Annotated in this window: 11 protein-coding genes; 2 read left to right on the forward strand and 9 right to left on the reverse strand. The window is 62.5% G+C overall.

The genetic code is table 11. The features are described 5' to 3' along the window. Window positions 1–38: 38 nt before the first annotated feature. The 4 genes from glmM to ASD15_RS13855 all read right to left on the reverse strand — a co-directional run bounded on the left by glmM (window position 39) and on the right by ASD15_RS13855 (window position 5,109). Window positions 39–1,388, reverse strand: a complete 1,350-nt coding sequence (gene glmM, locus ASD15_RS13840) for a phosphoglucosamine mutase (RefSeq protein WP_057155557.1) — start codon at window positions 1,386–1,388, stop codon at window positions 39–41. A gap of 17 nt (window positions 1,389–1,405) precedes the next feature. Beyond that, complete coding sequence (gene folP / locus ASD15_RS13845) at window positions 1,406–2,239, reverse strand: dihydropteroate synthase (protein ID WP_057155558.1); 834 nt, start codon at window positions 2,237–2,239, stop codon at window positions 1,406–1,408. A gap of 129 nt (window positions 2,240–2,368) precedes the next feature. Next, a complete protein-coding gene (gene ftsH / locus ASD15_RS13850; protein ID WP_057155559.1) occupies window positions 2,369–4,252 on the reverse strand; it encodes an ATP-dependent zinc metalloprotease FtsH in 1,884 nt (627 codons plus the stop codon). A 188-nt stretch (window positions 4,253–4,440) separates the two neighbouring features. Beyond that, window positions 4,441–5,109, reverse strand: coding sequence for an RlmE family RNA methyltransferase (locus ASD15_RS13855; RefSeq protein ID WP_057155560.1), 669 nt, complete (start codon window positions 5,107–5,109; stop codon window positions 4,441–4,443). A 43-nt stretch (window positions 5,110–5,152) separates the two neighbouring features. Here ASD15_RS13855 and ASD15_RS13860 point away from each other — a divergent pair, with 43 nt between their 5' ends. Continuing rightward, a complete protein-coding gene (locus tag ASD15_RS13860; RefSeq protein WP_057155561.1) occupies window positions 5,153–5,620 on the forward strand; it encodes a YhbY family RNA-binding protein in 468 nt (155 codons plus the stop codon). 27 nt (window positions 5,621–5,647) lie between these two features. On the opposite strand, the gene ASD15_RS13865 is transcribed toward ASD15_RS13860, so the two are convergent. From ASD15_RS13865 to carA, 4 genes are all read right to left on the reverse strand, one after another. Further along, window positions 5,648–6,103, reverse strand: coding sequence for a DUF4149 domain-containing protein (locus ASD15_RS13865; RefSeq protein WP_057156064.1), 456 nt, complete (start codon window positions 6,101–6,103; stop codon window positions 5,648–5,650). A gap of 11 nt (window positions 6,104–6,114) precedes the next feature. Further along, the gene (gene greA, locus ASD15_RS13870; protein WP_056404685.1) at window positions 6,115–6,591 is read right to left on the reverse strand and encodes a transcription elongation factor GreA; all 477 of its coding nucleotides are present in this window, start codon (window positions 6,589–6,591) and stop codon (window positions 6,115–6,117) included. Window positions 6,592–6,687: 96 nt separating this feature from the next. Next, a complete protein-coding gene (gene carB, locus ASD15_RS13875; protein WP_057155562.1) occupies window positions 6,688–9,906 on the reverse strand; it encodes a carbamoyl-phosphate synthase large subunit in 3,219 nt (1,072 codons plus the stop codon). 4 nt (window positions 9,907–9,910) lie between these two features. Continuing rightward, window positions 9,911–11,071: a glutamine-hydrolyzing carbamoyl-phosphate synthase small subunit gene (gene carA / locus ASD15_RS13880; RefSeq protein ID WP_057155563.1), complete on the reverse strand. Its 1,161-nt coding sequence runs from the start codon at window positions 11,069–11,071 to the stop codon at window positions 9,911–9,913. Window positions 11,072–11,349: 278 nt separating this feature from the next. Here carA and ASD15_RS33535 point away from each other — a divergent pair, with 278 nt between their 5' ends. Further along, window positions 11,350–12,525 carry a DUF4351 domain-containing protein gene (locus ASD15_RS33535; protein ID WP_082551830.1) on the forward strand — a complete coding sequence of 392 codons (1,176 nt, stop codon included), beginning with the start codon at window positions 11,350–11,352 and terminating at the stop codon, window positions 12,523–12,525. A gap of 37 nt (window positions 12,526–12,562) precedes the next feature. On the opposite strand, the gene ASD15_RS13890 is transcribed toward ASD15_RS33535, so the two are convergent. Beyond that, window positions 12,563–12,967: a heme-binding protein gene (locus tag ASD15_RS13890; protein WP_057155564.1), complete on the reverse strand. Its 405-nt coding sequence runs from the start codon at window positions 12,965–12,967 to the stop codon at window positions 12,563–12,565. Between the last annotated feature and the right edge of the window lie 25 nt (window positions 12,968–12,992).

Genomic DNA, 12,992 nt, shown 5'->3' on the forward strand with positions numbered 1-12,992 from the left:
GTCAATGCAGCGACGGAAAAGTTTCGTCTGCTCAAGACTTAAGCAGCCAGCTTAGCATCCACTTTGTCGGCAATACGGCGGGCGCAATTCTGGGCGGCGGCGGCGTCGCGCGCCTCCACCATCACCCGGATCAGCGGCTCGGTACCGGAAGCGCGGATCAGCACGCGGCCGCTGTCGCCCAGCTCGCGCTCGACGGCATCCTTCTCGGCCACCATGGCGGGGTTCTTTTGCCATTCGAAGCCGGCCGGCACGCGCACATTGATCAGCGTTTGCGGGAACAGCACCAGCTCGGCGGCGCACTGCTCCAGCGACTGGCCGCTACGCTTCAGCGCCGACAGCACTTGCAGCGCGGACACGATACCGTCGCCGGTGGTGTGCTTGTCCAGCGCCAGCAGGTGGCCGGAGCCCTCGCCGCCCAGCAGCCAGCCGCGCTCCTGCATCACTTCCAGCACGTAGCGGTCGCCCACCTTGGCGCGCGCGAACGGGATATTCTTTTGCTTGAACGCCACTTCCAGCGCCATATTGGTCATCAGCGTGCCGACCGCGCCGTCCACCTTGCCGGTGGCGCAGCGGTCCATCACCATCACGTACAGCAGCTCGTCGCCGTTGTACAGGCGGCCCTTGGCGTCGCACATGATGAGGCGGTCGGCGTCGCCATCCAGCGCAATGCCGAGGTCGGCGCCGTGCTCGACCACGGCGGCGGCCATGGCGGCCGGCGCCGTGGCGCCGTAGCCGTCGTTGATGTTATAGCCGGACGGCTTGTTGCCGATGGCAATTACTTCCGCGCCCAGCTCATGGAACACGTGCGGCGCGATGTTGTAGGCGGCGCCGTGGGCGCAATCGACCACGATTTTCAGGCCGCGCAAGTCCAGCGCGTTGGGGAAGGTGCTTTTGCAGAATTCGATATAGCGGCCCTGCGCGTCGTCCAGGCGCTTGGCGCGGCCCAGCTTGTCCGGCGCCACGCATTCCATGGGCAGGTCCAGCTGCGCTTCGATGTCCAGTTCCACCGCGTCGGGCAGCTTGGCGCCCTGGTCGGAGAAGAACTTGATGCCGTTGTCCTGGTAGGGGTTGTGCGAGGCCGAAATGACCACGCCGGCTTGCAGGCGCAGCGCGCGCGTCAGGTAGGCGATGGCCGGGGTCGGCATCGGCCCGGCCAGCATCACGTCCACGCCGGCGGCGGCGAAGCCCGCTTCCAGCGCCGCTTCCAGCATATAACCGGAGATGCGCGTGTCTTTGCCGATCAGCACAGTCGAACGCGCCGAGCCGCTCATGTTCTTGACCAGCACTTTGCCGGCCGCGTAGCCCAGGCGCATGACGAAATCCGGGGTGATCGGCGACACGCCCACCAGTCCGCGTACGCCATCGGTTCCAAAATATTTACGTGCCATGTCAGTTCTCTTTATCGTTAGTTTGCAGCTTGCCATACTTTCAGCGCATCGACGGTCTCTGCCACGTCGTGCACCCTGACTATCCTTGCGCCGTGCGCCACTGCCGCCAGCGCGCCGCCCAGGCTACCGGCCATGCGCTGCTCCACCGGCTTGCCCGTCACCGCCCCTATCATGGACTTGCGCGACATGCCAGCCAGCAGCGGCACGCCCAGCTCATCCACCAGCTGGCGGCCAGCCTTGACCAAAGCATAATTATGCTCGACTGTCTTACCAAAGCCAAACCCCGGATCGATCCAGATCCGGCGCCGCTCAATGCCGGCATCGGTCAAGGCGGCGATGCGTTCACGCAGGAAATCGGCCACCTCGCGCACCACGTCGCCATATTCGGGCGCTTGCTGCATGGTAGCCGGGTCACCGCGCATGTGCATAATACACAACGCGCAGTCGCTATCGCGCACGGCTGAGATCGCGCCCGGCGCCTGGAAGGCGTTGATGTCGTTGATCATGTCCACGCCGGCCAGCACGGCTTCGCGCATGACGGCCGGCTTGTAGGTGTCGACCGAGATGGCCTTGCCGCAGTCGCGCAGCGCATACACCACCGGCATCACGCGGCGCAGTTCATCTTCCAGCGGGACCGCCGGCGCGCCCGGGCGGGTCGATTCGCCGCCGATGTCGATGATGTCCACGCCCTGCTCTATCATTTCTTCGGCGTGGGCGATGGCGAACTCCAGCGAGGCGTGCTGGCCGCCGTCGGAAAAAGAGTCGGGGGTGACATTGAGGATGCCCATCACGAGGGCGCCCGCCGGGTGCAGCGGGAGGTTGAAACGGCCGAACGGTATTGTCTGTCTCATGGAAACAAATGGTGCTGAGTGAAAAAGAAAAAGTGGGATCGTGCCGCAGTGCAGCACGAGCCGAGCCCCGTAGCAAAAAGCAAAAAGGGCGAGGATTGCTCCTCACCCTTTCTGTCTGGCGCACAGCGTTTAAGCCGGTGCGGTGGCGCTGTTCGGCGTGGCGCCGGGGCCGTCGCCGCTAGGCTGCTTGCGCAGCGTGACGCCGGCCTTCGGCGGACGCGGCTCGATGCCGGCCATGATGTCGTTGATCTGGTCGGCGTCGATGGTTTCCCATTCCAGCAGCGACTTGGTCATCACTTCCACCTTGTCGCGGTTCTCTTCCAGCAGCTTGCGGGCCAGCGCGTATTGCGTGTCCAGGATGTTGCGGATTTCCGCATCCACCTTCTGCTGCGTCGCTTCCGAGATGGTCTTGTTGGTGCCGCCCATGAAGCCTTCGTTCTGGCTGTCCTCGTACACCATGACGCCCAGCGCGTCGGACATGCCGAAGCGGGTCACCATCGAACGGGCCAGCTTGGTGGCGCGCGAGAAGTCGTTGGAGGCGCCAGTGGACATCTGGCCGACGAAGATTTCCTCGGCGATACGGCCGCCGAACAGGATGGAAATCTCTTCCAGCATCTTGTCTTTGTAGCCGGAGATGTTGTCGTGCTCAGGCAGCTGCCAGGTCAGGCCCAGGGCCCAGCCGCGCGGCATGATGGTCACTTTGTGCACCGGATCGGCCTTCGGCAGCAGCTTGGCGACAACGGCGTGGCCGCTCTCGTGGTAGGCCGTGTTGCGGCGCTCTTCCTCGCGGATCACCATGGACTTGCGTTCCGGGCCCATGAAGATCTTGTCCTTCGCGTCCTCGAAGTCCTGCATGTCGACCAGACGCTTGTTGCGGCGCGCGGCGAACAGGGCGGCTTCGTTGACCAGGTTGGCCAGGTCGGCGCCCGAGAAACCGGGAGTGCCGCGGGCCAGGATGTCGGCTTTCACGTCGGTACCGATCGGCACTTTGCGCATGTGCACGTTCAGGATTTGCTCGCGGCCGCGGATGTCCGGCAGGCCGACCGATACCTGGCGGTCGAAACGGCCAGGACGCAGCAGCGCCTTGTCCAGCACGTCGGCGCGGTTGGTGGCGGCGATGACGATCACGCCGGACGAGGCTTCGAAGCCGTCCATTTCCACCAGCAGCTGGTTCAGCGTCTGCTCGCGCTCATCGTTGCCGCCGCCCATGCCGGCGCCGCGATGGCGGCCGACAGCGTCGATCTCGTCGATGAAGATGATGCAAGGCGAATGCTTCTTGGCGTTCTCGAACATGTCGCGCACGCGGCTTGCGCCAACGCCGACGAACATTTCCACGAAATCCGAACCGGAAATCGAGAAGAACGGCACCTTGGCTTCACCCGCGATGGCGCGTGCCAGCAGCGTTTTACCGGTACCGGGAGGACCGACCATCAGCACGCCGCGCGGAATGCGGCCGCCCAGTTTCTGGAATTTGGTGGGGTCTTTCAGGAAGTCGACGATTTCGGTCACTTCCTCTTTGGCTTCGTCGCAGCCGGCCACGTCGCCGAACGTGACGGTGTTGTTGGTCTCATCCAGCATGCGCGCCTTCGACTTACCGAAGGAGAACGCGCCGCCCTTGCCGCCGCCCTGCATCTGGCGCATGAAGAAGATCCACACGCCGATCAGCAGCAGCATCGGGAACCACGACACGAACACCTGCTGCAGGAACGAAGGCTCCTCGGGCGGCTTCACGTCAAAGCGGACGTTGTTATCGCGCAGGTCGCCGATCAGGCCACGGTCCAGGTAAGTGGAGGTGGTCCGAACCTTGCTGCCGTCGTCCTTGGTGGCAGTGATGGTATTGCCTTCAATCACCACATCCTTGATGTGCCGGGCTTTGACTTCATCCAGCAAATCGGAATAAGCGATCGTCTTCGAACCAGCGGCCGTGCCATGATTCTCGAATTGCTTAAACAGCATGAATAATAGCAGGGCAACGACGACCCAAATGGCTGATTTGGAAAACATGTTATTCACGAAAACTCCTTGGATGCGGGACGCATCTTTGACCGATAGCTAGAAATCCGATTTTACTCGCAATACCGCTGCCCGTGCCATAAACCTGCCCCGTACGGTGCACAAATCCGGCGCGCACCTGCCGCGAGGAAGCGCAAATCCGCTCCTCACCGCAGGATTTGCGGCCGGCATGGCAAATATCAAGGCCTTTACACTATGGGATTGGACTTATTTTCCACAGGATTCTTCAATCCGCGCCCCAGCAGGAAGATCTCGGACGATTTGTCGCGGCTGGCCTTGGGTTTTTTCTGCGTCACGGTCTTGAATTCGGCCCGGAATTTCTCGTACACCGAGTTGAAACCCATGTCTTTAAAGCATTTGACCAGCAGCGCGCCGCCCGGTTTCAGGTGCAATTGCGAAAATTCGATGGCCAGGTCGATCAGGTCTTCCATGCGCGCCGCGTCCGCCGAGGAAATCCCCGACAGATTGGGGGCCATGTCGGACAGCACCAGGTCGCATTTGCGTCCCTGCAACAGCTCGCCGAGCTGCTCCAGCGTTTCGATTTCACGGAAATCGCCTTGTATAAAATGCACGTCAGCGATCGGCTCCATCGGCAGCATGTCGAGGCCTATCATGGTGCCGTTGATGCCGCCGCCCTCCTTGCCGGCCAGCTTGCGCCGCACGTACTGGCCCCAGCTGCCGGGGGTGCAGCCCAAGTCGACAATCACCTGCCCTGGTTTGACCAGGTGTTCATCTTCATCGATCTCCTTGAGCTTGTAAGCGGCCCGCGCGCGGTAGCCATCTTTCTGCGCCGCTTTCACGTAAGGATCGTTAATATGGTCGTGCAACCAGTTTTTGTTTAATTTCTTCTTTGCCATTCGCGTAGAATACTGCCTTTAGAGAACTACCGAAAAAAATATTATGATCAAACTCACACCCGTTGAACGCGCTGCCCTGCGCGCCGAGGCCCATGGCCTGAAACCTGTCGTCATGATAGGCGAAGCGGGCTTGACGCCTGCCGTCATCAAGGAAATCGAACTGGGCCTCGACGCCCACGGCCTGATCAAGGTGCGCGTGTTCGGCGACGACCGCGAAGCCCGCGCCGGCATGTACGACACCATCTGCGCGCAGCTGGAGGCGGCGCCGGTGCAGCACATCGGCAAACTGCTGGTCCTGTACCGCCCGAAAAAGGAAGTGGAAAAGGAACGCAGCGCCAAGACCGGCAAAGGCATGCGCATGGTCACCATCGTGAAACCTAGCGCCAGCGGCACCAAAAAGCCGTCGGTCAACAAGGTTTTGCTGAAGGGGAATGAGCGTGTGACCGAGGGTGGCACCATCAAGCGTGCCAAGGTGCGCCAGAAGAGCACCAAAAAATCGTCGCTGGCCTAACCGAAACCGGGGTATGCCCCGGTTTTTTTACGTCTGCTTCAACACCAGCCAGCCGGCCAGCAGGCTCTGGATCAGGTAAATACCGCTGGAAACACCGTGCAGCATGCCGAAACGGCCTTTCGCGGCCGACTCCATCACGCCCGACGGGCCCGCCGCGGCGCGCAGTTCCGCCATCATCGGCTGCAGGCCGAAGTGGCTGACCACGGTGCACATCACCATCAGCACGATAATCGCCAGCACCGTGCGGCGGCGCTGGCCGTCCCAGCCCGGCGTGGCGCGCCACAACAGCAGCAGCATGGCCAGGCCGCAGCCCAGCGACAGCAGCGCCATCGCATGGAACATGCTGCCGGCGATGGTGCCCGCCAGCACGCGGTCGCCCAGGGTGGCAAACAAGGTCGGCGCCACCAGGTAGCCCACCGCCCACAGGCAGCCGGCCCACAGCACCGCCACCAGCAGGCGCACCTTCGGCAAGAAACCGGCCATGGACGGCGTCATCAGATGTAACGCACTTCCAGGATTTCGTATTCGCGCGGACCGGATGGCGCCTGCACTTCCACCACGTCGCCGGCCGACTTGCCGATCAGCGCGCGGGCGATCGGCGAGGTCACCGACACCTTGCTCAGTTTCAGGTCCGCCTCATCCAGGCCGACGATCTGGTAGGTCACTTTCTGGCCCGACTCGAGGTCTTCCAGGTCCACCGTGGAGGCGAACACCACGCGGCCTTCCGCGTCCAGCTGGGTTGGATCGATGATTTGCGCTGCGCTCAGCTTGCCTTCCAGTTCCGCGATGCGGCCTTCCACAAAGGCCTGGCGCTCTTTGGCGGCATCGTACTCGGCGTTTTCCGACAGGTCGCCATGCGAACGCGCTTCGGCGATCGCGTCGATCACGATGCGGCGCTCCTTGGTCTTCAACTGGTGCAGCTCCTCCTTCAGGAGTTCTGCGCCGAATTTGGTCAATGGAACTGAAGTCATAATTGTCTCTCTAGGTTACGAAAAGCACAGAGCCCGCGCCATGCTTCGGCGCGGGCTCTGTGTCAGCGATCTGGATTGCGTATCGCTTAAAGGAGCTTAGTGTAAGGTTTTATGCAGACCTTGTAAATCGTACACACGCAACTCGTCCAAATGACGGATACCGGCCACCGCCGCTTCAGCGCCGGCAATGGTGGTGTAGGTCGTCACGCGCGCCGCCAGCGAGGAGGTACGGATGGCGCGCGAGTCCGTGATGGCGCTGCGCTTCTCTTCCACCGTGTTGATGACCAGCTTGATCTCGTGGTTCTTGATCATGTCGACCACGTGCGGACGGCCTTCGGCCACCTTGTTCACTGCCGTGACCGGCACACCGGCCGCCGCGATCACCGCCGCGGTGCCCTTGGTGGCCACCAGCGTGAAGCCCATGTCGACCAGGTCCTTCGCCACTTTCACGGCGCGCGGCTTGTCCGAGGCCTTCACCGACAGGAACACCTTGCCCGACTTCGGCAGGTTCACGCCGGCGCCCAGCTGCGATTTCACGAACGCTTCGCCGAAGGTCATGCCCACGCCCATTACTTCGCCGGTCGATTTCATCTCAGGGCCGAGGATGGTGTCCACGCCGGGGAATTTGACGAACGGGAACACGGCTTCCTTGACGCTGTAGTAAGGCGGCACCACTTCCTTGGTGATGCCCTGCGATTCCAGGCTCTGGCCGACCATGCAGCGCGCGGCGATCTTGGCCAGCTGCAAGCCGGTCGCTTTCGACACGTAGGGCACGGTGCGCGAGGCGCGCGGATTCACTTCCAGCACGAACACCACATCCTGGCCGTCTTGTTTTTGGATCGCGAATTGCACGTTCATCAGGCCGACCACATTCAGGCCCTTGGCCATCAGCGAGGTCTGGCGCTTCAGTTCGTCAATGGTTTCCTGCGACAGCGAGTAAGGTGGCAGCGAGCAGGCCGAGTCGCCCGAGTGCACGCCGGCTTGTTCGATGTGCTCCATCACGCCGCCGATAAAGGTGGTGGTACCGTCGGAGATGCAGTCGACGTCGCACTCGATGGCGTCGTTCAGGAAGCGGTCCAGCAGCACCGGCGAATCGTTCGATACTTTCACCGCTTCACGCATGTAGCGCTCCAGGTCGCGCTGCTCGTGCACGATTTCCATCGCGCGGCCGCCCAGCACGTAGGATGGACGCACCACCAGCGGGTAGCCGATTTCCTGCGCCAGGGTCAGCGCCTCGGCTTCGGTGCGCGCGGTGCGGTTAGGCGGCTGGCGCAGGCCCAGGTCCTGCAGCAGCTTCTGGAAACGCTCGCGGTCTTCGGCGGCGTCGATCATGTCCGGCGAGGTGCCGATGATGGGTACGCCGTTCGCTTCCAGGTCCAGCGCCAGTTTCAGCGGGGTCTGGCCGCCGTACTGCACGATCACGCCCACCGGTTTTTCCAGCGCCACGATTTCCAGCACGTCTTCCAGGGTCAGCGATTCGAAGTACAGGCGGTCCGAGGTGTCGTAGTCGGTCGACACGGTTTCCGGATTGCAGTTGACCATGATGGTCTCGTAGCCGTCCTCGCGCATCGCCAGCGCCGCGTGCACGCAGCAGTAGTCGAATTCGATACCCTGGCCGATACGGTTCGGGCCACCGCCCAGCACCATGATCTTCTTCTTGTCCGACGGGTTGGACTCGCACTCCTCGTCATAGGTCGAGTACATGTAGGCGGTGTCGGTCGAGAACTCGGCCGCGCAGGTGTCCACGCGCTTGTACACCGGACGGATGTTCAGCTCGTGGCGCTTGTTGCGCACGGCCGTGTCGGTGGTCTGCAGCAGGAAGCCCAGGCGGCGGTCCGAGAAGCCCTTCTGTTTCAGCTTGTACAGCACCGTCTTGTCGAGGTTGTCCAGCTTCTGCGTGTCCAGCCACAGTTCCAGGTCCACGATTTCCTTGATCTGGATCAGGAACCATGGATCGATCTTGGTCAGGTTGTGCACTTCTTCCAGCGTGAAGCCCTGGGCGAAAGCGTCGCCCACGTACCAGATGCGCTCGGGACCGGGCTCGCCCAGCTCTTCCTCGATCTTCTCGCGGTCGCGGGTTTTTTCGTTCATGCCGTCCACGCCCACTTCCAGGCCGCGCAGGGCTTTCTGGAACGATTCCTGGAAGTTGCGGCCGATGGCCATCACTTCACCGACGGATTTCATCTGGGTGGTCAGGTGGTGGTCGGCGGTCGGGAACTTCTCGAACGTGAAGCGCGGCACCTTGGTGACCACGTAGTCGATCGACGGCTCGAACGAGGCCGGGGTGGCGCCGCCGGTGATCTCGTTGCGCAGCTCGTCGAGCGTGAAGCCGACGGCCAGCTTGGCCGCCACCTTGGCGATCGGGAAACCGGTCGCCTTGGAAGCCAGCGCCGACGAACGCGACACGCGCGGGTTCATCTCGATGACGATCATGCGGCCGTCTTTCGGATTGATCGAGAACTGCACGTTGGAGCCGCCGGTGTCCACGCCGATCTCGCGCAGCACTGCCAGCGAGGCGTTGCGCATGATCTGGTATTCCTTGTCGGTCAGCGTCTGCGCAGGGGCGACGGTGATGGAGTCGCCGGTGTGCACGCCCATCGGGTCCAGGTTTTCGATCGAGCAGATGATGATGCAGTTGTCCGCCTTGTCGCGCACCACTTCCATCTCGTACTCTTTCCAGCCCAGCAGCGATTCTTCAATCAGCAGCTCGTTGGTCGGCGAGGCTTCCAGGCCGCGCTTGCAGATCGCTTCGAATTCTTCTTCGTTGTAGGCGATGCCGCCGCCGCTGCCGCCCATGGTGAACGATGGACGGATGATGGTCGGGAAGCCGACTTGCTTCTGCACCGCCCACGATTCTTCCAGCGAGTGCGCCACGCCGGAACGGGCCGAGCCCAGGCCGATCTTGGTCATCGCGTCCTTGAACTTGGAGCGGTCCTCAGCCTTGTCGATGGCTTCCGGGGTAGCGCCGATCAGCTCGACCTTGTACTTGTCCAGCACGCCGTGCCGGTGCAGGTCCAGCGCGCAGTTCAGCGCGGTCTGGCCGCCCATGGTCGGCAGGATCGCGTCCGGCTTTTCCTTGGCGATGATCTTCTCGACGACTTGCCAGGTGATCGGCTCGATGTAGGTCACATCGGCCATTTCAGGATCGGTCATGATGGTGGCCGGATTGCTGTTCACCAGGATGACCTTGTAGCCTTCCTCGCGCAGCGCCTTGCAGGCCTGGGCGCCGGAATAGTCGAACTCGCAGGCCTGGCCGATGATGATGGGGCCGGCGCCGATGATCAGAATACTTTTAATGTCTGTACGTTTTGGCATCTTATTATTTCTCCACCGCTGCCATCATGGTGATGAAGCGGTCAAACAGGTAGGCGACGTCGGTAGGACCAGGCGATGCTTCAGGGTGTCCCTGGAAGCAGAAGGCCGGGGTGTCGGTGCGGGCGAAACCCTGCAGCGAACCGTCGAACAGCGATTTGTGGGTAACGCGGCAGTTGGCCGGCAGCGTGTCCGCATCGACCGCGAAGCCGTGGTTCTGCGACGTGATCAGCACCTGCCTGCTGTCCAGGTCCTGAACCGGGTGGTTGGCGCCGTGGTGGCCGAACTTCATCTTCAGCGTCTTGGCGCCGGAGGCCAGCGCCATGATCTGGTGGCCCAGACAGATGCCGAACACCGGCAGCTTTTTGTCCATGAAGACTCTGGTGGCGGCGATCGCGTAATCGCATGGTTCAGGGTCGCCGGGACCGTTCGACAGGAACACGCCGTCCGGGTTCATGGCCAGCACCTCTTCGGCGCTGGTCTGGGCCGGCACCACGGTCACTTTGCAGCCGCGCGAAGTCAGCATGCGCAGGATGTTGCGCTTGACGCCGAAGTCGTAGGCGACCACGTGGAATTTCGGATCGTCCAGCTTGGCGTAACCTTCGCCCAGGGCCCACTCGGCCTCGGTCCACTCGTAGGTGGCCTGCACCGACACCACCTTGGCCAGGTCCATGCCGGACAGGCCGGGGAAGGAGCGCGCCAGTTCCAGCGCCTGCTCGACCGACGGTTCCTTGCCTTGCGTGCCGGTCAGGATGGCGCCGCCCTGCGCGCCTTTTTCGCGCAGGATGCGGGTCAGCTTGCGCGTGTCGATGCCGGCGATGGCGACGATGTTCTCGGCCTTCAGGTAGTCGGACAGGGATTGGGTGGAGCGGAAATTCGAGGCCAGCAGCGGCAGGTCGCGGATGATGAGGCCGGCGGCGTGGACTTTGGTGGATTCGACGTCTTCAGGATTGACGCCGGTGTTGCCGATATGGGGATACGTCAGGGTGACGATCTGGCGGCAGTAGCTGGGGTCGGTCAGGATTTCCTGGTAACCGGTCATGGAAGTGTTGAAAACAACTTCGCCTGTCGTGTGGCCGACGGCACCGATGGAAAAACCTTTGAAAATGGTTCCGTCAGCAAGAGCCAGAATGGCTGGGACGGCGGGGCCAGAAAAAAATGGCGGCAAGGGCAACTCCTGATAAAGTTACCGTAGCTGCGCCACGTCAGACGACCAACAGATTCCCTGGCTGTGCGCCCGGGTTGCAAGTCAGATTGATGATGGATGAGTGGTAGTCGCTACGGTAGATGTGAGATTGGCTAAACCTTTGAATTATAACCTAAAGAGGCCCATTCCACAATGCCGTCAGGAAGTTCTCCACCAGCTTCCCGCCGTCCGCAGGGCCAGCGGCGGCAATCCTTGCGCCAGGTCCAAACGCTGCCGCACCATCCGGCTAGACTGGGCCGATGCCCATCATCGCCCTGCCCCTGCCTCGCGAAACCTACGACGCGCCCTGGAAAGGCGCACTGGCCGCGTATTTCCAGGAGTTTATGGCGTTTTATTTCCCGGACATGGGTAACGCCATCGACTGGCTGCGCCCGCCTGTGTTCCTGGACAAGGAGCTCCCCCAGGTCACGCGCGACGCCGCGCTCGGCACGCGGCTGGCGGACCATCTGGTGCAGATCCATACCGGGGACGGCAACAAGCAATGGATGCTGATCCATATCGAAGTGCAGGCGCAGCAAGACTGCACCCTGCCAGAACGCATGTATGTCTACCAATACCGCATTTACGACCGCTTCCGGCACCCGGTAGCCTGCCTGGTCGTGCTGGCCGATCGCGCCCGCCGCTGGCGGCCGTCCAGTTTCAGTTACCGGTGGCACGGCTGCGGTGCGCGGGTGGACTTCCGTTGCGTCAAGCTGCGGGACTACGCGCGCCGGGTCGAGCAACTGCAGACCCAAGACAATGCCTTCGCCCTGCTCACCGCAGCCCACCTGCTTACCCAGCAGACCCGCGGCCAGCCGCAGCAGCGCCACGCCGCCAAATGGAAGCTCGCACGCTTGCTGTTCGCGCGTGACTGGGACCGTCAGCGTGTCATAAACTTATTTCATGTCATAGACTGGATCATGCGTCTTCCCAAGGAGCTTGAAGACCAACTGTGGCAGGACATCATCGATTTGGAAGGGAGAAAAGCCATGGATACTTACGTCCCGCGCGGCGCAAGAATTGCGATGATGCGCGAATTGAACGAAGCGCGCGAGAAAGCACAGAGAGAGGGCTGGCTGGAAGGACAGCAGAAAGGCTGGCAGGAGGGCAAGCTGAAGGGCTGGGAGGAAGGACAGGCCCAAGGCCGGCAGCAAGGGCTGTTTGATGGCCTGCTTGAGGGCCGTCAGGAGGGTCGCCTGGAGGGTCGTCAGGAGGGTCGTCAGGAGGGCCGTCAGGAGGGCCGTCAGGAAGGACTGGCCGACGGGTTACGGCTCGGCCAGGCAGCGCTGCTTGCCAGGCTGCTGGCAAAGCGCTTCGGCACACTACCGGAGGACGTCAGCGCGCGGATCCGCGCGGCCAGCCTCGATGAGCTGCAGGCATGGGCCGAGGCCGCACTGGACGCCGGTACGCTTGACGAGGTGCTGCCTCGCCACTGAGAGCGGGCCTGCGCAGGCCCTGCCTGGCCGCACTGAATTACCCCAGCGCGGCGATGCCCACTTTCGCGACTTGCGCGTCTTCATTCGATTTGACGCCGGATACGCCCACCGCGCCCACCACGTGACCGTCGACGATCACCGGCACGCCGCCTTCCAGCATGCCTTCCATCTCCGGCGCGCTCAGGAACGATACGCGGCCGTTGTTGATCATCTCTTCATACACGCGCGACTCGCGGCGCCCCAGCGCGGCCACGCGCGCCTTCCTCGGGGCGATGTGCGACGAGATCGGCGCAGCGCCGTCCAGGCGCTGGAACCACAGCGCATGGCCGCCGTCGTCCACGATGGAGATCGATACTGCCCACTTGTTGGCCACAGCCTCGGCTTCGGCGGCAGCGGCGATCTTCTTCACGTCTTCGAGGGTCAGTACTGGTTTGGTTTGCATGGGACTTCCTGATTAAGAATATTGA

Source organism: Massilia sp. Root351, from assembly GCF_001425045.1.
Classification (GTDB): Bacteria; Pseudomonadota; Gammaproteobacteria; order Burkholderiales; family Burkholderiaceae_D; genus Rugamonas.

Excerpts from the sequence above, each read along its gene's own strand:
- ASD15_RS13865 (WP_057156064.1), bottom strand. The coding sequence starts at position 6,103 with ATGGCCGGTTTCTTGCCGAAGGTGCGCCTGCTGGTGGCGGTGCTGTGG.
- ASD15_RS13860 (WP_057155561.1), top strand. The coding sequence starts at position 5,153 with ATGATCAAACTCACACCCGTTGAACGCGCTGCCCTGCGCGCCGAGGCC.
- ASD15_RS13855 (WP_057155560.1), bottom strand. The coding sequence starts at position 5,109 with ATGGCAAAGAAGAAATTAAACAAAAACTGGTTGCACGACCATATTAAC.
- glmM (WP_057155557.1), bottom strand. The coding sequence starts at position 1,388 with ATGGCACGTAAATATTTTGGAACCGATGGCGTACGCGGACTGGTGGGC.
- folP (WP_057155558.1), bottom strand. The coding sequence starts at position 2,239 with ATGAGACAGACAATACCGTTCGGCCGTTTCAACCTCCCGCTGCACCCG.
- greA (WP_056404685.1), bottom strand. The coding sequence starts at position 6,591 with ATGACTTCAGTTCCATTGACCAAATTCGGCGCAGAACTCCTGAAGGAG.
- ASD15_RS13890 (WP_057155564.1), bottom strand. The coding sequence starts at position 12,967 with ATGCAAACCAAACCAGTACTGACCCTCGAAGACGTGAAGAAGATCGCC.
- carB (WP_057155562.1), bottom strand. The coding sequence starts at position 9,906 with ATGCCAAAACGTACAGACATTAAAAGTATTCTGATCATCGGCGCCGGC.
- ASD15_RS33535 (WP_082551830.1), top strand. The coding sequence starts at position 11,350 with ATGCCCATCATCGCCCTGCCCCTGCCTCGCGAAACCTACGACGCGCCC.